Source organism: Brucella sp. NBRC 12950, from assembly GCF_030268145.1.
Lineage (GTDB): Bacteria > Pseudomonadota > Alphaproteobacteria > Rhizobiales > Rhizobiaceae > Brucella.
Genome location: NZ_BSQC01000001.1, coordinates 298,228 through 322,023, shown reverse-complemented (window position 1 = coordinate 322,023; position 23,796 = coordinate 298,228). Strand labels below are relative to the sequence as shown.

Sequence of the window (23,796 nt, the reverse complement as noted above, 5' to 3'; positions counted from 1 at the left end):
CCCTCGTTCAGCTAATCTGTTGTTAGATTACTATAGGGCGGCGATTGCGCTTTGACCGCAATCAAAACATGAAAATCAGACGAACAGGCGTCCTTCAGCAATCTTGACTGCCGTACCGCCAATACGAGCACCGGTGAGTGTCTGATTTGATACATCAAGTTCAAGGCGAATACGCGAGGGGCGCCCCATCTCCATGCCCTGCTCGATCCACCATTGCGAACTTCCATCCACCGGCTGGTCTTTGGCCAGGATCATGCCCGCAAAAGCCGCCGCTGCAGACCCCGTCGCGGGATCTTCATAAACATTCGAGCCTGTCACAAACATGCGTGCGTGATAATTACTGTCGAACAGAATTGTTTCGCGGCAATAGACATAAATCGGCAATGGTCGATCGCCCACATGCGGCAGACTTTCGCTCACATAGACAGGATCGATGGAGACTTTGGCTGCAGCGATCAGGTTATGAACCGGCACAAGAAGATAGGGTGTGCCTGCGCTCCAGACAGCAGGAATATGGTTTTCAAAGCCGATCTCATGCGTTCCTAGCCCGATTGCGGCGGCTGCCTCTTCCTTCTCGATCTTGATATCGAGCTTTTCCGGCAAACGCGGCAGATCAAATTCGGCAAAGGCGCTGTTTTCACCTAATATGACACCACAGCGAACGATACCTACCTTCTCTTCAAGCGTCACCAGCCGATCCGACTCGTCGCCTGTTCTGCGATGACGTGCCAGCGATACCGCAGCACCAACCGTCGGATGACCCGCAAATGGCAACTCGTAGTCCGGGGTAAAAATGCGGACGGCTGCCTCATGCATCGGATTTTCAGGCGGAAAGATAAAGACCGTTTCGGACAGATTGAATTCGCGCGCGATGGCCTGCATACGCGCGTCAGTCAGCCCTTCACTCTCGTGCACAACAGCCAGCGGATTCCCAGCCAGAGCCTTATCGGCGAAAACGTCGAAAATCTCATAATACCGGCCAGCACTGGCAGCTTCGGTCATCGTTCACCTCTCCCTCACTTCAGTAAGGCCATAAGCCTTGCTTTGCGAGCATAGTCAATTTCGTGGCGCTGTCATCTGCAAGAACTGATCGTTACTGTTGATTTTCAAAATGCCAATCGGCAAATGCGCGCACATAGGATGGCGTCGCCTGCCCCATGGCTCCTGCCTGCTTAACCGGAATGATTTCCGACAATTCCGGCTCTGCTTGAGCAGCGAGATTTGCCTCTATTCGTTTCAACAATTCCGTCGTCGAAAGATCAAAGTAATGTCGGCGGAAAAGCGCAATGCTTCCATCGGCAGTTACCAGATGGGTCTTTGCTTCCGCCTTGGCATCACCAAGATTGATTCCAGTTTCTTCGAAGACTTCTCGAGCCATATTGGTTTCATAATCGGCGCGACCATCAACGACATCATTGTCATCAATGGAACCTGCCGGAAAGTAGACCCGTCCTGCGACCGCATTATGCGCGCTCATACGGGCTGCTATCAAATGCCCTTCAGCGGACACCATGATACCGACGCCAAAAATATGCCAGGGACGTAAAGGCTGTGCATCTTTGCGCCAATACATAAGAGTTGCAAAGCTCGTGCGATGGAAACCGGCGGAAAAAGACTGGCCTTCCAGTTTCGCTTGTGGTGCAAGATAAATTTCACCATCAAATAAAGTCGGATTAGCCTGACACTCGCGCTGCCAGTTTTCAGCGATTGCGGTTTTATTGGCTTGCGCATAATCGAGCGGTCCCGGCAAAATCCGGACATCGACACGATCAATTTCATAAACCGTGTTTTCTTTCACATGCTGCATTAGCCGTCTCATTCTCAAACAATGTTCAGCGTCACAGCCACAGGGCAATGGTCACTGGCCTTAGGACGATCCCATCCAGTCCGTGGATAACGATCAACTTCTTGTCCCGGCGGGAAAACCGTGCGCCAGGGTTGGCCACGGCGGATAATCTGCGGAATCGCACCACCGTTTTTGTCAGCCAGAGCTGGCGACGCAAGAATGTAATCAAGCTCGCAAAGATGGCGTTCCTGCGGTCCGCGGGTGTGATAGAGCGTCCAGCGGTCCATTTCAGGGCGGCGCTCCACAAGATTGATGGCGAAGCCATCGCTCAGCAGCGTATCCAGCGCACTGGCAGCTTCCTTCACAGGCGAGAATTGATAACCGTTCCACTCATCGCCTTCGATGATGACGCGTTCACGGTAATCGTTGAAATCACCGCAAATGAGCCAGCGCTTACCCGAAGTGTGCCCTGCGCCAAACTTCTCTTCGATAATGTGACGGATCGCACGCGTTTCTGCCTGTCTGACCGGCAAGGATGCAGTGCGACCATCAAGCCCGTTACGTGCACCGCCCATTGATTTCAGATGGACAACAAAAAGCGTCAGTTGCTTGCCGTCGATACGCATATCGAGACAAAGACAATCGCGCTTAAAAATGCGATCATTCGGTTCAAGTCCGAGCTCAGCAAGCACCGGCTGATAAAGATCAAGATCCTTATAGGTCAGATGCGCGTGGCTGGTGACTTCCAGCACTTCAATCCGCTGGCCATCACGCGTCGTATCGCGTGCCATCACGGCAACGTCGATGCCTCGGCTATCATTGCCGTCAATCAGATACTTATTGCGATAACCCTGGCCGACCATCTTGAAAAGATAGCCATATTCAAACGCATTGAGGGCAGCGAGATTATCGACTTCTTGCAGGCAAAGCACATCGGCCCGTGTTTCGGCTATTGCCAGAGCCGTCATCTGCCGTGTGTCGTCGGTATGGGCAATCGCCCGCGCCTGCTCCAGCAGACGGTATTGCGTTTCATCGCCGATCTCGAAGAGCTTGAGCGAGCGATCCTGATGCAATTCATTTCGAAAGCCGGAAAAATCAAACCGGCGCATCAGATTTTCGACATTGAAGGTTGCTATCGTAAACATGCCCGCGCAATCTCACCACTTGCGCTATGATTGGCAAGTGGTTCTTTTCAAAATTGCACAGCCACGCTGGTTTTGATCAGAAAAGCCACCATATAAAGTCTGGAAATCAGGACACCAAAAATGCTTGATAAGATTCGGTACATCGCACTTTGCTCAGGCCTCTTTGCAGCAAGCCTTGTTAGCAGCGCTGCAGCGGTTGACCTGAATACGCCTTATGTGCCGTCTTTGCGTCCAAGCACGCCCCCTATCGCTGGCGGGCTGCCGCGGACTTATCAGCCACAAGCAGGATCAAGTAAGTGTTACGGCGTGGGGTGCCGCGACAGTGGCAATTACATCTCGCGCGAAGGCATCCCGATCTACAAGAATGGCGACCCGCTTCAAGTTCGCCCATCCAATCGCAAGCCTGTCACCACCTTCGGTCCAAGCAGCAACCATATTTCATGGTGCTCAAATCGTTACCGCAGTTATCGCACTTCGGATAACACATACCAGCCCTTGGCGGGGCCACGCACTGGCTGTAATTCGCCTTTTCAATAAAAAAGCCGGGCAGTGCCCGGCTCATTTATTTCTTATGCAGCTTTCGATTTGGAATGCGTGCGGATCAAACGACCCAGACGCATGATACCTTCATCAATCATTTCATCATTAGCGCATGAATAGCTCAGACGCAGCGTATTGGCACCCGTGCCATCCGCAAAGAAGGCCTTGCCCGGAACGAAAGCTACCTTCTCGCTTTCAATCGATGCGGCAAGCAATGCAGCACCGTCCATGCCCTTTGGAAGCGTGACCCAGATGAACATGCCGCCTTCCGGCTTGGTCCAGTCAGTACCTTCCGGCATGTATTTAGCAAGTGCTTCCAGCATCTTATCGCGGCGGTGCTTGTAAACGCTATGCAGCTTAGCGACTTGACTGTCAAAACCAGTCGAAGCAACACGATGGATGGCAATCTGGTTGATCGTCGAAGAATGAAGATCAGCCGCCTGCTTCATCAGAACCAGCTTGCGGATAACCGATTGCGAAGCAACCACGTAACCGACGCGCAGGCCAGGAGCGAGAGTCTTCGAGAATGAGCCGCAATAGATCGTGCGGGTCTTTTCGATATCACCGCCGTGACGCGCAATATCCATCGACAGGATCGGCGCAATCGCTTCCCCGTTGTAACGCAGATACTGATAAGCGGCATCTTCGATAATCGGCACATTCAACTCATCAGCATCGGCCAGCAGCTTTTCACGGCCCGCACGATCGACCGTTTCGCCGGTCGGATTGCTGAAATCTGCCGAAAGATAGGCAAACTTAACCTGACCGCCAGCATTTTCCGCTGCCTGCTTATAGGAATCCGGTGTGCGATTGCCATTCAGCGAGAGAATGTCATAGGTCGGTTCATAGGCGTTAAACGCCTGTAACGCACCAAGATAGGTCGGGGCAGTCACCAGCGCCGTGTCATTTGGCGAGATGAAAAGCTTGCCTAGATAGTCAAGTGCTTGCTGCGAACCGGACGTGATAAAGACGTTGTCTTCGGTACACGGAATACCGATCTTGGCAAGTTCACTCACCAACCAGGTACGGAGCGGCTTGTAACCTTCGGATACCGAATATTGCAGAGCTGCATTGGCTTCAGGGCCACCAAAGATGTCCTGATAAGCGCTCTGGAATTCAGTATGTGGAAACAGCGCCGGATCGGGAATACCGCCAGCAAAGGAAATAATATCCGGACGTTCCAGCAGTTTTAGAAGTTCACGGATTTCCGAAGCGCGCATACGTTTCGAGCGCGTTGCAAATACAGTTTCCCAGTCCAACACGGGAAATCTCCTCAATACGGTGGAGGCAAAGCCTCCTCAAACCTTGCCAGATAAAGTTCCAGCGATAGCGCAATTTTTTGCTAACGAGAACACTTTCTTCCATGCTGAGACGGAATAAAGATATTCTGAATTGTTTTGGCCAAATGACGCACAAAACACAAATTCCAAAAGCATCCGACGATCTTTTCGTGCGCTACATTTCACACGACCAAATCCCTATGCATGAAAGGGGCGTAAGAAACGCCCCCTTTTTGTCTGATCATCGAGCACCCAAAATCTAGCAAGATTCTGGCTCTGGCTTGGCGAAAATGGTGTTTTGTGAGAACCGGAGCGGAGCGTACATAAAGTACGTGAGCACCGGAAGTGAAACAAAATGCCATTTGCAGACGGCCAGAGCTTGAATATTGCAGATTTTTAGTTGCGTGCCTTGTCGACGAGCTTGTTCGCTGCGATCCATGGCATCATGCCGCGGAGCTTTTCGCCGACTTCTTCGATCTGGTGGCTGTCGTTGTTACGACGGATACCCTTGAAGCGAGCTGCACCTGCACGGTATTCCTGCATCCAATCGGAAGTGAACTTGCCGGTCTGAATGTCCTTCAGAACGCGCTTCATTTCTTCCTTGGTTTCTGCAGTGATGATGCGTGGACCAGTGACGTATTCGCCCCACTCAGCAGTGTTGGAGATCGAGTAGTTCATGTTCGCAATGCCGCCTTCGTAGATCAGGTCTACGATGAGCTTCATTTCGTGCAGGCACTCGAAGTAAGCCATTTCTGGTGCATAGCCAGCTTCTACGAGAACTTCAAAGCCGGTGCGGATGAGTTCAACAACACCGCCGCAAAGAACAGCCTGCTCACCGAACAGATCGGTTTCGCACTCTTCCTTGAAGGTGGTTTCGATAACGCCCGAACGGCCGCCGCCAACGCCCGAAGCGTAAGACAGAGCGAGATCATGTGCGTTGCCCGAAGCATCCTGATGGATAGCGATGAGGCAAGGAACGCCGCCGCCCTTCTGGTATTCGCCGCGAACCGTGTGGCCTGGGCCCTTTGGTGCGATCATGACAACGTCAACCGACTTCTTTGGCTCAATCAGGCCGAAGTGAACATTAAGGCCATGAGCGAAAGCAATCGCTGCGCCGTCACGGATGTTATCCTGAATGTGGTCTTTGTAGATGTCAGCCTGAAGTTCATCAGGGGTTGCCATCATGAGGAGATCGCCCCACTTGGCAGCATCAGCAACGTTCATCACTTCGAAGCCATCAGCTTCGGCCTTCTTGACCGTTGCCGAACCTTCACGAAGAGCGATGCGCACGTTGGCAGCGCCGGAGTCCTTGAGGTTCAGTGCATGGGCACGGCCCTGGCTACCGTAACCGACGATAACAACCTTCTTCGACTTGATCAGATTAACGTCTGCATCACGATCGTAATAAACGCGCATTTTCGTATTCCCTTCATTCAGATTATTTTTCAGATTGCTCTGCGGCTTCCTCGCGTTGGCCGTTGGTTATGCCCCGTAAAGAGCGAAAAACTGCTTTGTAGCACGCCGGGCGTCCCGGATGACCACTTCGTCAGTCAGTTCCAGCCGGTCGCCAAGCAGCAACCGGATCTGCATGTCCCGAACGACAAGTCCGAAAAATGCACGAAAAGCTTCGTCGATGTCGTCAAAAGCCAGAAGCTTTGCTTCCTGACCCATTTCGAGGATCGGCTTGAGACGCTTTGCCATCGCCACCGGACCATTGGCGAGAACGATGTCGCCAAGTGCCGATTTGCCCGATGCCGTGTGGCTGACAGCCAGACGGTTCAATGCAATCGATGTTGGACCAGACAGCACCAGCAGCCAGTCACGCGCAAAATGTTCTAGGCTTGAGAAAAGCGATTCCGCGTCAAGCTTCTCGCGAGCTACCGGCACGACACGAACCTTCGATGCTTGCCAGCGAACCATTGCGGTTAGCAGACCATCGCGATCACCAAACCATTTATAAAGGCTTTCCTTGGAGCAATTGGCAGCACGCGCAATGCTCGCCGTCGTCAAAGCGCGGTCCCCGCCTTCGACAAGAAGGCGCAACGCCTGCTCCAGAACATCGTTCTGACGCGGCGAAAAAGACGGCTGCTTCTGAGCCTGCAATTCGTCGCTTTTATCAGTCACGGATCAATCCCTCCACCTTGTACCGTACGGTACGGTTCCGTTTACTAATCCTTGCTTGACAGACCGTCAAGCAGGATTTTTCAACAAGATGGAAGATTTTAGAATTGCGATCCGAGCACCGCTTGGAGCTTCGTTTCGACAACTGGAAAGAAGCAAACAAATTCAAAAAGAAGGGGCGCCTTCCGGAATCAACTTCTCAGAAGGCGCCCTTTAAAAACATGGATATCTGGCTTAATGCCTTAGAGATTAACTTGCGTGCCTATTTCCACAACACGACCTGTTGGGATCTGGAAATATTCCGTCGCATCAGAGGCCGTACGAGCAAGCAGGATGAAAAGCTTATCCTGCCAGAGCGGCAAACCGGAATGTGCGGAAGCCTTGAGCCAGCGACGTGACAGGAAGAAAGACGTCGTCATGATGTCGAACTTCCAGCCGAGTTTTCGGCAAAGTCCCAGCGCGCGCGGAATATTCGGTTGCTGCATATAGCCAAATGTCAGCGTGACCTGCATGAAGCGTTCATTGAACTGCGAAACACGCGCACGGTCAGCACTCGACACCCAAGGCTTGGAAGCCGTTACAACAGTCAGAATAACATTGTTCTGGTGCAGAACCTTATAGTGCTTGAGACTATGCATGAGTGCCGTCGGCGCGCTCTTGGGATCACCTGTCAGAAACACAGCCGTTCCCGGAACAATTGTCGGCGGACGCTTGTTCATCTGCTCGACGATGAGATCGAGCGGCACCTCCGCCTTGCGTGTCTTTTGGAACAGGTGGCGCGTACCGCGCACCCATGTCCACATGATGACCACAAGAATAAGCGCAAAGGTAATCGACGCCCAGCCGCCATCATGCACCTTGATGATGTTGGCGCTGAAGAACATCACATCAATGACCAGAAAGCCTGCGATCAAGGGAGCAGCGCGGCTGACACGCCAGTTCCAGATGCGAGTCATGACGAAATAAAGAAGGCCGGTCGTGACCAGCATATTGCCCGTCACGGCGATACCGTAAGCAGATGCCAGATTGTTCGACTTCTCAAAGCCGAGAACGAGAATGATGACCGTAAGACCAAGCAGCAGATTGACGCGCGGAATGTAGATTTGTCCGTGCAGTTTTTCCGACGTGTGCTGGATTTCAAGACGCGGCAGAATGTTAAGCTGAACCGCCTGACGCGCCACAGAAAACGCGCCGCTGATGACGGCTTGACTGGCGATCACAGTGGCAGCTGTCGCCAGAAGCACCATCGGCCAGAGTGCAAAATCCGGCATCATCTGGAAGAAAGGCAACGCCGCCGCTTCACCATGGGACAACACGAATGCCGCCTGTCCGAAATAGTTAAGCAGAAGGCACGGAAACACAATCCAAAGCCAAGCTCGAACGATTGGCTTACGGCCAAAATGACCGAGATCAGCGTAAAGCGCTTCGGCGCCTGTCATGGCAAGAAAGACTGCGCCTACAGTAATGAAGGCGACACCGGGGCTGACGACAAGAAACCGCAGGGCATAATAAGGATTGAGCGCTGCCATTACGGTCGGATCGTCAAAAATATGCCAAAGACCCGACGCACCGAGTGCCAGAAACCACACCGCCATGATCGGCCCGAAAACAATCGCAACCTTGCCCGTCCCGTACTTCTGGATTGAGAAAAGAACGACGAGAATGACCACTGTAATGGGCACCACAAAGGGCGTCATATGGGGCGCAACAATCTGCACCCCTTCCACCGCAGACAACACCGAAATCGCAGGCGTAATGACCGCATCGCCAAAGAACAGCGCCGCTCCGCAAATACCAGCGGCCAGAACGATATCGGGCCGCCCTTTAAGGGCAGCCCTTACCAAAGCCATCAGAGAGAGAATGCCGCCTTCGCCATTATTGTCGGCACGCAGCACGAAGATCACATATTTCACCGTCACAACGAGCAGAAGCGCCCAGAAGATCAGAGAAACGACACCCAGAATATCACTTCTGGAAAGAAACCCATCCGAAGTTGCCGCGTGCAATGCTTCACGGAAGGCGTAGATCGGGCTCGTACCAATATCACCATAAACGACGCCGAGAGCACCAAGCACCAGCATCTTCATACTGTCATGGGAATGGTCGTTTTCTTCCGAAGCAATCGAGTTCTCTGGAGAAACGCCAGCAGGCAGCGTATTTTGAGAACCCGCCTGCGCATCTCCTGCGACTGGCGTGTTCTTATCTGGTTGCTCGCTGCTCATATGCAGACACCTCGTGAGGTCGTAAGTATCGGGATTGGATATCAGAGCGCCTGGGAGTTAAACAAACCGTCAACAGCTAGGGAATACATGATCGCTGCAAAGGTTCCCATGCAAGTTCGGTATCAGTCAAATGCCTGAAGTGTCAAAGTTAAACTCTTTAAAGAAAAGTAGGCTAACTCGCCGCTGAAGCGCGAAGCTCGGACTGCGGAAAACTTCATGTATGCTTCCCTCAAATGACCCAGCGCGCCCCCGAGCGTGGTTATTCTGTGGCGGGCGGTCTATATCTTGTCGCGCCCGCGCACAAATGCAGATTTCGCAAAGCTCCATTGTCAGCCATGCATTTTCGCAAAGCCTATCCAGCCAAGGCTGCAATGTATCGGCTAATGGTCACCGGCATACCATACATTAAAGCATCTGCGGTCAGACCGTGCCCAATCGACACTTCGCTTAACTGCGGTACACGTTTCACCAAAGCTGGGAGATTTTCAACTGTCAGATCGTGCCCTGCATTGATTGCGAGCCCGAGCGCCGTTGCTGCATCTGCAGCTTTGCCGAGACGGCTCAGTTCCTGTGTAGCGGCAGCCGGATCATCGTAAGTCGCTCCATATGGGCCCGTATAGAGCTCAATGCGGTCTGCGCCGATTGCCTTGGCCTTTTCATAACCCAGCGGATCAGGGTCAGCGAATAACGATACACGCATTCCCTGTGATTTCAGGCGTTGAACGATCGGCTCCAGGAAATCGGACTTGGTTTCAAAGTCCCAACCGTGATCGGAAGTTGCCTGCATCGGATCATCAGGAACCAATGTCACCTGCTCAGGTTGATGTTTTTCAACCAGTTCCAGAAAGGCTTCTGTTGGAAAGCCTTCAATGTTGAATTCAGCCTGCGGGTATTCATCATCGATCAATGCGCGGATATCGCCAAGATCGGTAAAACGAATATGACGCTGATCAGGGCGCGGGTGCACCGTCAAGCCAGCGGCCCCTGCTGCAAGCGCCGCTCGCCCTAGACCGGTCACACTCGGCCAAGGAAGATCTCGCCGATTACGCAACATGGCTACGGCGTTGAGATTGACGGACAATTTTGCAGGCATAGAGCTTCGCTCCTTCAATTCGATATGAGGCTTTATATCGTCAGCCATTGAAAAGTGTGAGTGTTTTCCTGTCACACCTCGAACCAATATAGGGATTGCTAATTTCGAAGACCTGCCGCAACCTTTATCCCCTGAGAGGCGTTTTAGTGAAATAACACGACGTTCTAAGAACCGGAGGTCAACGATGCGCAACGAGGACATCCCTGTCATCCGTCGCATTCCAACCAATCGTGAAGATGTCTTTGCTTTTGCTATCGAGGGCCATCTCGATGATGCTTCTCTCGAAAATCTTTATGGACTGCTCGATGCAGCCTATGAAGGCCATGATGAAATCGACCTGCTCATCCGCCTGACCGGCTATGACGGCGTGGATTGGGGTTCAGCATTTTCGGAGAGCATGCTGTCGATGCGTGCAAAATCTCTGCGTCACCTTCGACGTTATGCGATTGTTGGCGGCCCGCTATGGATACAGGCAAGCGTCGCGCTCATGCAGCCGTTTCTGTCCATCGAAATGAAAACATTCGAATCCGAAGATGAGCCCAAAGCTTGGGAGTGGCTAAGCGCCGAACCAGCGGAACAATGATTATTTTACGATTGTCAGCTGTTCGGCTGCACGCGTGATTGCGGTGTAAAGCCAGCGCTCGCGCGTGTCGCGGAAAGCATAGCTTTCATCGAACAGCACGACATTATCCCACTGCGAACCCTGCGCTTTGTGAACCGTCAGTGCATAGCCGTAATCAAAATCATCGAAACGCTTCTTGGTCTGCCAAGGAATTTCAGCATCCGGGTCCTCAAACTGCGCTTTGAGCAGTTTGATCTTGGCGACGCCTCGGTCTTCGTCTTCGGGCGAAACAAGCAGATTAATTCCCGGTTTCACTGTTTCCTTGGACGAGGTCATCACCTTCCAGAGAGAGCCGTTCAGAAGCCCCTTGGCCGGATCGTTGCGCAGGCAAACCAGCTTATCGCCGGCCTGCGGGTATTCGGCAGTAAAACCCTTCAACTCGCGCAGCCGTTGATTATAGCGCTTGCGTGTACGGTTGGTGCCGACGAGAACCTGATCGGCAGAAAGAACCAGATCCTGATTAACCTCGGATTTGGAAATGACTTTCGCTCTTCCCTCATCGCCATAAGCAAGCTCACGACCCTCACGCACATCAAGCGCCATGCGGATGATCGGGTTATCGCGTGCCTGACGATGAATTTCCGTCAGCAGATAATCCGGTTCGTGCTCAGTAAAAAAACCGCCGCCCGAAATCGGCGGCAACTGTCCCGGATCACCCAGCACCAGAATAGGTGTGCCAAATGTCATCAGGTCGCGGCCAAGCTGCTCATCAACCATGGAACATTCGTCCACAACGATCAGAGCGGCCTTGGCCACTGGGCTTTGACGGTTAAGCGAAAATGTCGGCGCGATAGACGTCTTACCGGTTGTTTCATCTTCAATCGCTTCTTCACCGCGCGGCCGATAGATCAGTGAATGCAGCGTGCGCGCATTGTTTGCGCCCTTGGAGCGTAGCACCTGCGCGGCCTTGCCGGTGAAGGCTGCAAATTGCACATCACCATCCACATGCTCGGCAAAATAACGCGCAAGCGTGGTTTTGCCTGTGCCAGCATAACCAAACAGCCTGAAGATAGGGGAACGCCCTTCCTTCAGCCACTTGCCAACGGCTTTTAAAGCCTGATCCTGTTCCGGTGAAAACTGCATACCCTGTTCAGACAGGATTCGGCACTTAAAGACAAGTGAATAGGAGAACAAAACAGCATCAAAGCTATGAGGCCGCACACAACAAACCACCAATGTTAGCTAATAAACAAGCAAATTATATTGACGAATAAATTAGTAATTCAAATAATTATAAGTACCTATAATCGCTTTCATCATAACTTAATAAATCATGTTCAGTATAAACTTATAGAAGGAGTGCAATCATGATGCTTCTTGTTTTTGCAGTTTTGGCACTTTCATTAATTTTCGCATGGTTCGGACGTCAGTCCGTTGCAATATTTCTTGCCGTTCTCTGCCTTGTATTGGGCGTAAAACAGTTTCTTTGGGAAATATATAGTTCTGAATACGGCTATCGAATGCCTTGGATTCAAACAGAAGTCATCGATCGGCCTATGCAGAAACAGTTCGCTTCTGCTTTCACGCCGAGCTTAAAATCTGATGGAACAGCAGCATGATTGATTTAGCCTCAGATCATGACACCAAAAAGCAGCAGACATTCGCCACTCTTCTCTCGATTTATCTTCTGGGAATGATGGCCGTCATCGCAGCAATTTTGACCGCAGCAATGGTGCTGCAATATGCCAATGGCGAAATACCTTGCCCGCTTTGTCTTTTACAACGCGTTGCGATGTTTGGTGTTTGCTTCGGAATCATTTTGCAGTTTCGACATGGTTTCTCATACCGTAACACTGGCATGAGTATGATTTTCTCACTTTTTCTGCTGATCGTATCCGTGCGGCAGACATTGTTGGATATCTACCCTCGCCCTGGGCATGAATATATCGGCACCTCAATCTTTGGCCTTCATATGCCCGTCTGGTCGATTCTCATTGCTGTCGCGCTGTTGATTGCCTTCGCTTTTCAACTCATTGTTTGGGGCGGGAACTCGCAAATGCAACACAAATCTCTGACGCATCAGTCGCTACTTCGCGTGTTGGCAAAAGCTCTCAGTCTGTATGTGATTGCGATTGGTGTGATTAATTTCGCCTCGGTGGGCGTTCAATGCGGCATCGATGAGTGCCACACCTTTGGCTACGCCCTTCTCAAATGAAAAATAGCGGCTGGAGTAACTCTCCGGCCGCTTTCCCAACTTAGCTGCCAACCAGCGCTGCAAATCTTTCCAGATCGACATTGCCACCACTGACGATCACGCCAATACGCTTGCCTTTGAGTCCTGGCACCATCTGCAAAGCGCCAGCGAACGCCAGGCAGCCGGTCGGTTCGACCACCATCTTCATTCGGCTGGCAAAAAACTTCATGCCTTGCACCAGATCATTGTCACTGACTGCCAAAATATCGTGAACGCTGTTCTGAATGACCGCAAATGTCATATCGCCAAGTGCCTGTGTCTGCGCGCCATCGGCTAAGGTTTTTGGAACGTCAATATGAACGATCTTGCCAGAACGGAATGATTGTTGGCCGTCATTGCCTGCTTCCGGCTCAACCCCATAGACATCGCATGAAGGTGAAAGCGCTTTGGCCGCAAGAGCACAACCCGCCAGCAAACCGCCTCCACCAAGGCATACAAACAGCGCGTCAAGCTGGCCAACCTCTTCAATCAGCTCTTTGGTTGCCGTGCCCTGCCCCGCAATGATATGCGGATGATTAAACGGCGGAATAAGTGTTAAACCGCCCTCCTCCGCAAGCTGCTTTGAAAGCGCATCTCGGTCTTCAGTATAACGGTTATAGGTCACAACCTTTGCACCATAGCCACGCGTTGCGTCCAGTTTTGCAGCGGGCGCGTCTTCAGGCATAATAATCGTGGCAGCTATGCCGAGCAATTTCGCCGAAAGAGCTATCGCTTGCGCATGGTTTCCAGACGAAAAGGCAAGGACACCGCGCTTCTTCTGCTCATCGCTAAAGCGCGACAGAGCATTGTATGCCCCACGAAACTTGAACGCTCCGATACGCTGAAAGTTCTCGCATTTGAAAAAGAATTGCGCGCCTGTTTCGCGATCAATGGTCGATGAGGTGAAGACGGGCGTGCGATGCGCCTGCCCTTCAATCAGTTCAGCTGCAGATACCACATCGTCATAGGTAGGAAGCGCAGACATCATTCACCTCTTCAACTCGTTATTTTAACATCGGCCACAAGCTCAGAACGAGCAGCAAGGCCATGGTCAGATTGAACCACTTCAACCGGGTGGGATCGGCAAGCCAGTTGCGCAACAATGTGCCAAACCCCGCCCAGACCGACACGCTCGGCAGGTTCACAATCGCAAAGGCGGCACTCACCAACAGCACTGCCACGTAGTAGTTGTCGTGGTTGGCATAGGTCGCAATGCCGGTGATCGCCATCACCCAGGCTTTGGGATTAACCCATTGAAAGGCAGCAGCCTGAAAAAATGTCATCGGCACGCCGCTATCACTGGCCTTGGATTCCCCGATGGAGCGCGAGGTAGCAATTTTCCATGCTAGATAAAGCATATAGGCCCCGCCCGCGAATTTGAGCGATGTATAGAATGACGGCACCGTTTCGATCAGCGCGCCAAGGCCAAAGCCAACCGCTAGCAGCAGCACGAAAAAGCCCACGCCAATGCCCAACATATGCGGGACTGTGCGCCGAAAACCGAAGTTCACCCCCGATGCAAGCAACATCAGATTATTGGGGCCAGGGGTAACGGAAGAAACAAAGGCGAATACGAGAAGCGCTAAGAAAATTTCAAAAGACATTGGATTGATCCAGCTAACAAGGACAAATTAGCCCAATAAAAAACCGGCACAATCGAAACATTGTGCCGGTTTCAACCGATATTGTCTCGATTTACGTAACTTAGAGTCCCTGAGGACCGCGGTTCATTGCAGCCACACCGGTCCGGCAAATCTCCACGAGACCAAGTGGCTTCATCAGCGAAATGAACTGGTCGATCTTGGCCGTCTTACCGGTAATCTCGACGATGAAATGCTCGGTCGTTGCATCAACGATCTTCGCATTGAAAGCATCAGTCAGGCGCAGAGTTTCAGCGCGTGCCTCGCCCTTTCCTGCCACTTTAATCAACGCAAGTTCACGCTCAATTGGGCGCTCGTGGCCAAGCTCGACAGCGCGATGCGTCATGTCAACCACGCGATGAACAGGAACAATACGCTCCAGCTGATGACGGATTTGATCAAGCACATTCGGCGTGCCGCGCGTAACAATCGTAATGCGCGACAGATGATGTTCATGCTCGGTTTCAGAAACAGTCAGGCTTTCAATATTATAGCCACGCCCCGAAAACAGGCCGATTACGCGGGCTAGAACACCCGGTTCATTATCAACGAGAACCGATAGCGTGTGTGTTTCCGGTGTCTGGGTATCGGCTGCAATGAAATATGCCGAGCCGGATGCTAGATTTTGTGCGTTCATATTCTTCACTCCGGATCAGACTAGGGAACGGCCCTTGGCGTCAATGGCATTGGCAACAGCTTCGTCAGTCGCTTCATCTGGCAACAGCATTTCATTATGCGCTTTGCCAGATGGGATCATTGGGAAGCAGTTGGCGAGATTGGCGACACGGCAATCGAAGATGACCGGCTTTTTGATATCAATCATTTCCATGATTGCATCATCAAGCAAAGCTGGCTTGTCGCAACGAATGCCATGGGCACCGTAAGCTTCTGCGAGCTTCACGAAATCAGGCATTGCTTCGGTATAAGAATGCGACAGGCGATTGCCATGCAGCAACTGCTGCCACTGACGAACCATGCCCATATACTGATTGTTCAGAATGAAAATCTTGATTGGCGCATTGTACTGAATGGCCGCCGACATTTCCTGAATACACATCTGGATAGAGGCATCACCGGCGATATCAATGACCAGTGCGTCAGGATGTGCAATCTGCACGCCCAAAGCTGCTGGCAAGCCGTAGCCCATCGTTCCCAAACCGCCCGATGTCATCCAGCGATTTGGCGCTTCGAAATCCATGAACTGTGCAGCCCACATCTGATGCTGGCCGACTTCAGTGGTGATGTATGTATCACGGTCTTTGGTCAGCTCGTTCAGACGTTGCAACGCATATTGCGGCATGATCACGTCTTTGTTTGGCGCATAAGCCAGCGAATTGCGAGAACGCCAGCGGTCGATCTGCTCCCACCAGGCAGCAATCGCGTTCTTCTCAGGCTTCTTTGCTGAAGCACGGAACTGGCGAACAATATCTTCCAGAACATGCGCAACATCACCGATGATCGGTACATCAACGCGAACGTTTTTGTTGATCGACGATGGATCAATATCGATGTGAATCTTGCGCGAATGCGGAGCGAATGCATTCAGACGGCCCGTGATACGGTCGTCAAAACGCGCTCCAACGCACAGCATGACATCGCAATCATGCATGGTCATGTTGGCTTCGTATGTGCCATGCATACCGAGCATACCGAGCCAGTTCTTGCCCGATGCAGGATAAGCACCCAACCCCATCAAAGTCGAGGTGATCGGGAAATTGCTGATCTCAACCAGTTCGCGCAGCAGCTTCGTTGCAGCAGGACCAGAGTTGATAACACCGCCACCCGAATAGATGACCGGCTTCTTTGCAGTCAACAGCATTTCAACAGCCTGCGCGATAGCCGACTTGTCGCCTTCAATGGTTGGACGATAGCTTGTGCGCGGCGATGTCTGCGGTGGCGTGTAGATGCCGGTCGCAAACTGAATATCCTTTGGAATATCAACCAGAACCGGACCCGGACGACCAGTCGAAGCAATGTGAAACGCTTCGTGCAGAACGCGAGACAGATCATTTACGTCACGAACCAACCAGTTATGCTTGGTGCATGGACGGGTGATGCCAACGGTATCAGCTTCCTGAAAACCATCGGAACCGATGAGTGATGTTGGAACCTGACCGGAAATGCAGACCAGCGGGATCGAATCCATCAGCGCGTCCTGCAAAGGCGTAACCGCATTGGTCGCACCTGGGCCGGATGTCACCAGCATAACCCCAACCTTGCCGGTCGAACGTGCATAGCCTTCAGCCGCATGGCCAGCGCCCTGCTCGTGACGAACCAGAATATGCTGAACTTTGTCCTGCTGGAAAAGTTCGTCATAGATCGGCAGCACTGCACCACCCGGATAACCAAAAAGATGCTCCACGCCATGATCGATCATAGCTTGAACCACCATTTCCGCGCCGGTCATTTCGCGTTGCCCCGCGGAGATCGTCGCCGCCTCGCTTGTTGCTGCCGTCATCGTCGTCACTTCCCGTCTGCTTTACATATTCAATTTCGTTGATGTTTAGATAACAAAAAAGGCCCCCGAGGGAGCCTGTCTTTCGCGCATGGGAGCTTTCGCCGGATGGTTACACCATCCTGCCCATGCGCGTACGTACCACAAGAATAAGAGCTGTTCTGTTCATGGCGGCGAGAGTAATCAGCGAAAATCGTGTCGTCAACGCATAAATGTATGAAGCGCGATATTTTCTTCTGTCAAACTGCGCCTCTCGATAAGATTATTGCCCTGACAGGGCATTTTCACCTGAGGAGAACACCTTCCAGCTCTCGTCAAGCTGGTTGCGAAACCATGTTGATTGCCGCTTGGCATATTGGCGGGTGGCGATAATCGATCGCTCGATAGCGTGTTCACGCGTCATCTCACCCGCAAAAAATGCCGAAATCTCGCGCACCCCGATCGCCTTCATCGCTGGCAATGCCGGATCAAGATGAAGAGCGTTCAACACCCGCACTTCGTCAAGCGCCCCATGGTCCCACATGAGATTGAAACGTTGAGCAATCCGCTCGCCCAACCATTTGCGGTCGGGCAGCAACACGATCTTTGTTGCGCTTGCATCATCAACGAGAGCCGTTCCGGTATTCTTCTGCCAGTGCAGCAGCGACTTGCCCGTTCCTTCAAACACCTCCAGCGCACGCACAATACGCTGACTGTCAGTCGGGCGCAGTGTGGCGGCAATCTCCGGATCAAGTTCTGTAAGAGCACTGTGGAGCGCTTCTGCCCCTTCTTCACTCATTCTATTGCGCCAGTGCTCGCGCACATCTGCAGGCACTTCCGGCATCTGTGAAAGACCGCCTAAAAGCGCACGGAAATAAAGTCCGGTGCCCCCGACAAAGATCGGTGTGCGGGTTCTGAGATCCGCACGCGATAAAAGGGCTTCGACATCTGCAAACCATTTTCCCGTCGAATAGGATACTGATGGCGCGACATGGCCGTAAAGAAAATGCTCGGCTTCACGAAGCTCGTCAGATTGCGGGCGAGCGCTCAAAAGGTCGAGCACATCATAAACCTGCATGGAATCGGTATTCACGATGAAGCCGCCGGTCTTCTTTGCCATATGAAGAGCAAGAGCCGACTTGCCGCTGGCCGTTGGGCCAGCTATCAGGATTGCACCCTTTGCCGCTTCACTCATCGCAGGAAATATTCCTCATGTCCCGATCCGCTTCCCTCGTTGCTACACTGATTGCCAATCCGGCCAAAGCGTCGCTTATTCCTTCCTTGGGGATTAAAGCCTCGGCAGCAGTGAATGCAAGCGGGCTTTACTGGCTCGCCGATGGCATCGCCTGCGATATACCGCTTGCTTCCGGTTTAAGCCATGAAGAAGCAGATCAGGCGTTGCGCTCTTCCCTTGATGGCGCTCCAGTTGATGTCGTGGTGCAGGAACAGGAAAGCCGGCGCAAGAAAATTCTGATTGCAGACATGGATTCCACCATGATCCAGCAGGAATGCATTGATGAACTGGCGGAAGAAGCCGGTCTTCGTGAACATGTTGCAGCGATCACTGCCCGTGCCATGAATGGCGAAATTGAGTTCGAACCGGCACTTCGTGAACGCGTAGCACTTCTCAAAGGTCTGCCACTGTCGGTGATCGACAAGGTTATCTCGACCCGCATTTCGCTTATGCCGGGTGGTGTCGAATTGGTGCGCACCATGCGCAAGCACGGCGCCTATACGGCACTTGTGTCTGGTGGCTTCACATCCTTCACACGCCGTGTTGCAGAAATGATTGGCTTTAACGAAGATCGCGCCAACACACTTCTTCATGATGGCGCGCATCTAAGCGGCGCCGTTTCCGATCCGATCCTCGGCCGCGAAGCAAAAGTGGAAAAGCTGGTCGAAATCGCTGACCGTCTTGGCCTCACCCCGCAGGATGCAATTGCTGTGGGTGACGGGGCCAACGATCTTGGCATGATCCAGCTCGCAGGCACAGGAGTCGCGCTTCACGCAAAACCAGCTGTCGCAGCGCAGGCAAAAGTGCGTATCGATCATGGTGATCTGACCGCCCTTCTCTATATTCAGGGCTATCGCAAATCGGATTTCGTTGAATGATTATTCTGGAAACGCCTCGCCTCATTATTCGTAACTGGGAAGATCGAGATCGTGAATTGATGCACGAGATCAACTCCGATGATGAGGTGATGCGTTTCTTTCCATTTCGGCGCAATCGTGCAGAATCGGATGATCTGTTTGAGCGTCTGCAGAAAATGATTACTGAAACTGGATTTGGCTTCTACGCACTCGAAGAAAAACTGAGCGGGCAATGCATCGGATTTGCAGGCCTTGCCTGCACTGACCTTGAACCGCATTTTCCAAAAGGTACTGTCGAAATCGGCTGGCGACTAGCTCATCGTTTCTGGGGCAAAGGCTATGTAACGGAAGCTGGCAACGCGCTTCTGGCTTATGCCTTCGAAACACTGAACCTTCCCGAGGTCGTATCCTTTGCAGTGTTTAACAATGACCGTTCAACATCTGTTATGCAGCGTATAGGTATGGCTCGTGATGAGACTGGCGACTTCGATCATCCCAATGTGCCTGACGAAACGCCTCACCTCAAACATCACGTCGTCTACCGCTTAGCAAACTACACGAAGAACAGAATCACATTCAGAGCTACCCCGCCTAAATGATTCAAACTACAATGAAAAAAGGCGTCGCAAATTGTTGCGACGCCTTTTTTGTTTAAGAAAAGAATATTTAGTCGATGCGGATTGTCACAAAACGCAGTTCGCCGGAACGCGACGCAAGCATCAGCAACGCATTCTTACGGCCTTCACGACGCAGAGCATCAATTCGCTTCTTCACATCAGCCGGTGACTTCACAGTAACCTGTCCGATATCGACAATCACGTCGCCGGTTTCGATACGCTTTTCACCAGCAGCAGAACCGGGAGCAACATAAAGTACAGCCACCCCTTCCACATCTTCGGCAATGCCAAATTCGCCACGCACATCGTCGTTGATTTCCGAAAGCTTCATACCGAGCACCGACGTGCCAGCCTGTTCCTTTTGCTCCTTCTTAGGAGCGTTTGGAACTTCTTCACCCTCTTCGCCTTCTTCCATATCTGGCGGAGGTGCCTGATCTTCGGTCGCTTCCTCGCTGCTCTTATCGTCTTCGACCAAACGGCCAAGCTTGACCTTTACGGTTTTCTCTTCGCCATCGCGGACAACAACAACTTCGACTTCATCCCCGACAGCGCTTTCGGCAACAAGACGCGGCAGGTCACGCGCGCGCTCTACCGGCTTACCGTCATAACGGATCACAACGTCACCCGCTTTGATCTCTTTATTGTCGACACCTGAATTTTCGATAAGACCGGCGATCAATGCGCCTTTAGATTCCTTCAGGCCAAGACTTTGGGCAATATCATCAGTGACCGGCTGGATACGAACACCGAGCCAGCCTCGGCGCACTTCACCAAACTCTTTAAGCTGATCGATAACGCCAACAGCCATTTCAGCCGGAATAGCAAAACCAATACCGATAGAACCACCCGATGGTGAATAGATCGCCGTATTGATACCAATCACCTTGCCGTCCATATCAAACAGCGGACCACCGGAATTACCGCGATTGATTGCGGCATCCGTCTGGATGAAATCATCATAAGGGCCAGACTGGATATCGCGCTTGCGTGCGGAAATAATACCGGCAGTCACTGTGCCGCCAAGGCCAAACGGATTACCGATTGCCAGCACCCAATCGCCAATACGCGCCTTGTCCGAATTACCAAACTGCACGGATTTAAGCTTATGCTTCGTTGGATCAACTTTCAGCACGGCAAGATCGGTCTTTGTGTCCTTCCCCACCAGCTCCGCTTTCAGCTTGGAACCGTCAACGAAATTCACTTCGATCTCATCTGCATCGGCAATGACGTGGTTGTTTGTGACGATAAAGCCTTTTTCAGCATCAATCACAAAGCCCGAACCCAGCGATTGCACTTTGCGCGAATCGTTTTTCTTTGCGCCGTCTTTATCGTTGAAGAAGTCGTTGAAATACTCCTGAAACGGAGAACCTTCCGGCACCTGTGGCATAGGCACACCGCCGTCTTCTTCACCATCTTCCTTGACGGTCTGCGATGTCGAAATATTCACGACAGCGTCCAGAAGCCCTTCAGCCAGATCAGCTACAGAACCCGGCCCCTGCCTGATTGGTGCTGTTTGCTGGGCGAACGAAGGTGCGGTGCCAATTGCAACTGTCCCTGTAAAACTCATCGCTCCAAGAGCTACGGTTGCTAGAAGGGTGCGAGCAAATCTCGCCTTGGGTGCAATTGCCATGAAGCTCTGCTCCGTTTCTGTCTGCGATAAGAAATCCAGAAGTTTAGATCGCTGCAAAATACGGCCTGTTTACGGCCCCGCATAGAGCGACGAGCAGAAATATAATGAATGAACCGGCTTATCCCCTGACAAGCCAGACAATGAAGACGCCAATTGCCAATGCCGAAAGCCCTGCAATCCGCAACATGCTTTCGGGCGCTTCTGATGCATCGCGCGCAAGCTTTTTGGCAAAAAAAGGAAAGCCGCCGTAGAGCAGCCCTTCGAAGACGAAGAGAAGACCTACGGCGGCTAGAAAATCGCTCATTTGCGATAATTTCTCTTACTGAGACGGCGTTGCCAGTTTCCCACCAGCATCACGGAAGAACTTGAAGAACTCCGAATCCGGCGAGAGAACAAGCGTTGTGTCTGGTGTCTGGAGAGCTTCGCGATACGCTGCCATCGAACGATAGAAGGCAAAGAAGCCAGGGTCCTTAGACGCAGACTGAGCGAAGATATCACTGCGCTGTGCTTCGCCTTCACCGCGAAGGATTTCAGATTCCTTACGTGCTTCAGCAAGCGTTTCCACAACCTGACGATCAGCAATAGCGCGGATACGCTGCGCTGCTTCACGACCACGCGCACGCAGACGTTCTGCTTCTGCAAGACGTTCTGCCTTCATGCGGTCGTAGGTCTGCTGCGAAACTTCAGCTGTCAGATCGGTACGACGAATACGAACATCTTCAATCGTGAGACCAAGCGAAGTCGCGTCAGCGCGCATCTGGTTTGCCACTTCACGCATCATGTCGCCGCGTTCTTCGGAGAGTGCAGCTTCAAAGCCACGCTGACCGTAAACGCCACGCAATGCAGCATCAAGACGCGTACGCAGGCGCTGTTCGGCGAGCAAAGTGCTACCCGAAACTGTCTCGCGGAATTTGCGGGCATCAGTAATACGATAAACGAGGAACGCGTCCACGTCGTAGAACTTACCGCCCGAAACCTGAACACGGATATCATCAAGATCGAAGCGCAGGAGACGATCATCGATCAACTGCACGGTATCTGCATCAAGAAAGCCGAAAGGCATTTTGAAATAGATGCCTGGTTCAGTCTTCACAGCAACAATCTGACCAAAGCGCAGAACGATTGCCTGCTGGCGTTCGTTAACAATGAACGTGGCCGAGTATGCCAGGAAAAGGATGACGGCGATGATACCGCCAATAATCGGAAGCCTGTTCTGAGACATTACTGTGCACCTCCGCCGGTCGTGGTTGCGTTTGCACCGGGACGCGGCTGCTGACGCATAAGTTCATTCAGAGGCAGATAAGGCACGACTTCTTTTCCGGGCTCCACGATGACTTTTTTCGTGCTCTTGAGTACCTGTTCCATCGTTTCTAGGAAAAGACGATTACGGGTAACTTCCGGCGACTTCTGATATTCGCCAAGCACCGAGCTGAAACGCTGCGCTTCACCTTCAGCTTCCTGGACAACACGGTTCTTATAAGCAGCTGCTTCTTCACGAAGCTGGGCTGCTTCACCGCGCGCCTGACCGAGACGCTGGTTGGAGTACTGGTTGGATTCTTCTACGAAGCGGTCTTCATCCTGTTCAGCACGCTGTACTTCATCGAACGCATCGGCCACTTCACGCGGCGGCGCTGCATCTTCGATGGAAACGGCGTTGACCTGAATACCGGCATTGTAGCGATCAAGCGTTGCCTGAACGATGTCGCGAACGCTCTGCGCAATGGCAGCACGGTTATCACGGAACACGTCCTGAGCTGGTCGGCGGCCGACGATCTCGCGGATCGCACTTTCCGAAACCTGCTGGACCATCGAGTCCGGATTATCGACATTGAACAAGTATGCACGCGGATCTGATACGCGGTAAAGCACCGAGAACTGAACATTGACGATGTTCTGATCGCCCGTCAGCATCAGGCCCTGCGTGGCGTTACGCGAGCCCTGCCCACCGATATTGATCTGCTTTTCGACGATCTGAGCCTTTTCATAGGTCTCGATCGGCCAGAAATGGAAATGCAGGCCCGGCTCGGAAACTTCAGCCTTTGGTTTACCAAAGCGAAGTTCCACGGCGAGTTCATCAGGCTGAACGGTATAGACCGACTGAAAAAGCCAGAAACCCAACACCGCTGCGCCGATGAGGAAAAACACGCCGCGATTGCTGCCGCCCTTGCCGCCACTGCCACTTGGAAAAACTTTTTTCAGACGGTCCTGACCCTTACGGAGAATGTCTTCAAGATCCGGCGGTGTGTTTGGTCCGCCACCGCGCGGTCCCTTCGGTCCCTGCCCCCATGGGCCACCGTTGCCGCCATTATTATTGTTATTGCCGTTATTATTATCGCCGCCGCCACCCCATGGGCCGCCGCCGCCATTCTGATTACTCCAGGGCATCCTCACCTCTCGTCCGG

Annotated in this window: 24 protein-coding genes; 6 read left to right on the top strand and 18 right to left on the bottom strand. The window is 52.3% G+C overall.

Features of this window, described 5'->3' with window-relative positions; genetic code table 11:
* Positions 1–75 precede the first annotated feature (75 nt).
* The 3 genes from QSJ70_RS01510 to QSJ70_RS01500 form a co-directional block, all read right to left on the bottom strand.
* Positions 76–1,002 (bottom strand): PhzF family phenazine biosynthesis protein, encoded by a 927-nt coding sequence (locus QSJ70_RS01510; RefSeq protein ID WP_064320798.1) that lies wholly within the window; start codon positions 1,000–1,002, stop codon positions 76–78.
* Positions 1,003–1,093: 91 nt separating this feature from the next.
* Positions 1,094–1,807 carry an NUDIX domain-containing protein gene (locus QSJ70_RS01505; RefSeq protein WP_285534565.1) on the bottom strand — a complete coding sequence of 238 codons (714 nt, stop codon included), beginning with the start codon at positions 1,805–1,807 and terminating at the stop codon, positions 1,094–1,096.
* A 14-nt stretch (positions 1,808–1,821) separates the two neighbouring features.
* Positions 1,822–2,931, bottom strand: coding sequence for an endonuclease/exonuclease/phosphatase family protein (locus tag QSJ70_RS01500; RefSeq protein WP_285534563.1), 1,110 nt, complete (start codon positions 2,929–2,931; stop codon positions 1,822–1,824).
* A 120-nt stretch (positions 2,932–3,051) separates the two neighbouring features.
* On the opposite strand from QSJ70_RS01500, the gene QSJ70_RS01495 reads away from it, so the two are divergent.
* Entirely contained in the window at positions 3,052–3,468 is a 417-nt protein-coding gene (locus QSJ70_RS01495) for a BA14K family protein (protein ID WP_285534562.1), read from the top strand.
* Between the two features lie 32 nt (positions 3,469–3,500).
* On the opposite strand, the gene QSJ70_RS01490 is transcribed toward QSJ70_RS01495, so the two are convergent.
* The 5 genes from QSJ70_RS01490 to QSJ70_RS01470 form a co-directional block, all read right to left on the bottom strand.
* Complete coding sequence (locus QSJ70_RS01490; RefSeq protein ID WP_285534560.1) at positions 3,501–4,733, bottom strand: aminotransferase-like domain-containing protein; 1,233 nt, start codon at positions 4,731–4,733, stop codon at positions 3,501–3,503.
* 414 nt (positions 4,734–5,147) lie between these two features.
* Entirely contained in the window at positions 5,148–6,167 is a 1,020-nt protein-coding gene (ilvC, locus tag QSJ70_RS01485; protein WP_007875687.1) for a ketol-acid reductoisomerase, read from the bottom strand.
* 66 nt (positions 6,168–6,233) lie between these two features.
* The gene (locus QSJ70_RS01480; protein ID WP_007875688.1) at positions 6,234–6,875 is read right to left on the bottom strand and encodes a TetR/AcrR family transcriptional regulator; all 642 of its coding nucleotides are present in this window, start codon (positions 6,873–6,875) and stop codon (positions 6,234–6,236) included.
* A gap of 239 nt (positions 6,876–7,114) precedes the next feature.
* Positions 7,115–8,959 (bottom strand): potassium transporter Kup, encoded by a 1,845-nt coding sequence (locus QSJ70_RS01475; RefSeq protein WP_235819004.1) that lies wholly within the window; start codon positions 8,957–8,959, stop codon positions 7,115–7,117.
* A 487-nt stretch (positions 8,960–9,446) separates the two neighbouring features.
* Entirely contained in the window at positions 9,447–10,187 is a 741-nt protein-coding gene (locus tag QSJ70_RS01470) for a pyridoxine 5'-phosphate synthase (protein WP_285534559.1), read from the bottom strand.
* A 184-nt stretch (positions 10,188–10,371) separates the two neighbouring features.
* Here QSJ70_RS01470 and QSJ70_RS01465 point away from each other — a divergent pair, with 184 nt between their 5' ends.
* On the top strand, positions 10,372–10,770 hold the full coding sequence (locus QSJ70_RS01465; protein WP_285534558.1) for a SpoIIAA family protein: 399 nt from the start codon (positions 10,372–10,374) through the stop codon (positions 10,768–10,770).
* Here QSJ70_RS01465 and QSJ70_RS01460 read toward each other — a convergent pair whose 3' ends face one another.
* Positions 10,771–11,892, bottom strand: coding sequence for an ATP-dependent DNA helicase (locus QSJ70_RS01460; protein WP_064320802.1), 1,122 nt, complete (start codon positions 11,890–11,892; stop codon positions 10,771–10,773). It abuts the gene before it with no gap.
* 224 nt (positions 11,893–12,116) lie between these two features.
* Here QSJ70_RS01460 and QSJ70_RS01455 point away from each other — a divergent pair, with 224 nt between their 5' ends.
* Positions 12,117–12,368 carry a hypothetical protein gene (locus QSJ70_RS01455; protein WP_285534557.1) on the top strand — a complete coding sequence of 84 codons (252 nt, stop codon included), beginning with the start codon at positions 12,117–12,119 and terminating at the stop codon, positions 12,366–12,368.
* Positions 12,365–12,964 carry a disulfide bond formation protein B gene (locus tag QSJ70_RS01450; RefSeq protein WP_285534556.1) on the top strand — a complete coding sequence of 200 codons (600 nt, stop codon included), beginning with the start codon at positions 12,365–12,367 and terminating at the stop codon, positions 12,962–12,964. Before QSJ70_RS01455 ends, QSJ70_RS01450 begins: the two co-directional genes overlap by 4 nt.
* 40 nt (positions 12,965–13,004) lie before the next feature.
* Here the strand turns inward: QSJ70_RS01450 and QSJ70_RS01445 are convergent, their stop codons facing one another.
* From QSJ70_RS01445 to miaA, 5 genes are all read right to left on the bottom strand, one after another.
* Positions 13,005–13,967 carry a threo-3-hydroxy-L-aspartate ammonia-lyase gene (locus QSJ70_RS01445; protein ID WP_285534555.1) on the bottom strand — a complete coding sequence of 321 codons (963 nt, stop codon included), beginning with the start codon at positions 13,965–13,967 and terminating at the stop codon, positions 13,005–13,007.
* A 19-nt stretch (positions 13,968–13,986) separates the two neighbouring features.
* Positions 13,987–14,586, bottom strand: a complete 600-nt coding sequence (locus tag QSJ70_RS01440) for a LysE family translocator (RefSeq protein WP_105518712.1) — start codon at positions 14,584–14,586, stop codon at positions 13,987–13,989.
* 100 nt (positions 14,587–14,686) lie between these two features.
* Complete coding sequence (gene ilvN, locus QSJ70_RS01435; protein ID WP_285534554.1) at positions 14,687–15,259, bottom strand: acetolactate synthase small subunit; 573 nt, start codon at positions 15,257–15,259, stop codon at positions 14,687–14,689.
* Between the two features lie 15 nt (positions 15,260–15,274).
* Positions 15,275–17,080 carry an acetolactate synthase 3 large subunit gene (locus QSJ70_RS01430; protein WP_285534552.1) on the bottom strand — a complete coding sequence of 602 codons (1,806 nt, stop codon included), beginning with the start codon at positions 17,078–17,080 and terminating at the stop codon, positions 15,275–15,277.
* Positions 17,081–17,339: 259 nt separating this feature from the next.
* A complete protein-coding gene (gene miaA, locus QSJ70_RS01425) occupies positions 17,340–18,251 on the bottom strand; it encodes a tRNA (adenosine(37)-N6)-dimethylallyltransferase MiaA (protein WP_285534551.1) in 912 nt (303 codons plus the stop codon).
* 17 nt (positions 18,252–18,268) lie between these two features.
* On the opposite strand from miaA, the gene serB reads away from it, so the two are divergent.
* Both serB and QSJ70_RS01415 read left to right on the top strand, forming a co-directional pair.
* Positions 18,269–19,168, top strand: a complete 900-nt coding sequence (gene serB, locus QSJ70_RS01420; protein ID WP_007875700.1) for a phosphoserine phosphatase SerB — start codon at positions 18,269–18,271, stop codon at positions 19,166–19,168.
* Positions 19,165–19,746, top strand: a complete 582-nt coding sequence (locus tag QSJ70_RS01415; RefSeq protein ID WP_285534549.1) for a GNAT family N-acetyltransferase — start codon at positions 19,165–19,167, stop codon at positions 19,744–19,746. Before serB ends, QSJ70_RS01415 begins: the two co-directional genes overlap by 4 nt.
* 67 nt (positions 19,747–19,813) lie before the next feature.
* On the opposite strand, the gene QSJ70_RS01410 is transcribed toward QSJ70_RS01415, so the two are convergent.
* The 4 genes from QSJ70_RS01410 to hflK form a co-directional block, all read right to left on the bottom strand.
* Positions 19,814–21,394, bottom strand: coding sequence for a Do family serine endopeptidase (locus tag QSJ70_RS01410; protein ID WP_112805716.1), 1,581 nt, complete (start codon positions 21,392–21,394; stop codon positions 19,814–19,816).
* A 118-nt stretch (positions 21,395–21,512) separates the two neighbouring features.
* Positions 21,513–21,698: a DUF2065 domain-containing protein gene (locus QSJ70_RS01405; RefSeq protein WP_007875705.1), complete on the bottom strand. Its 186-nt coding sequence runs from the start codon at positions 21,696–21,698 to the stop codon at positions 21,513–21,515.
* A 15-nt stretch (positions 21,699–21,713) separates the two neighbouring features.
* A complete protein-coding gene (gene hflC / locus QSJ70_RS01400; protein ID WP_007875707.1) occupies positions 21,714–22,616 on the bottom strand; it encodes a protease modulator HflC in 903 nt (300 codons plus the stop codon).
* Positions 22,616–23,779 (bottom strand): FtsH protease activity modulator HflK, encoded by a 1,164-nt coding sequence (hflK, locus tag QSJ70_RS01395; protein WP_285534546.1) that lies wholly within the window; start codon positions 23,777–23,779, stop codon positions 22,616–22,618. The genes hflC and hflK overlap by 1 nt, the downstream gene beginning before the upstream one ends.
* Positions 23,780–23,796: the final 17 nt, after the last annotated feature.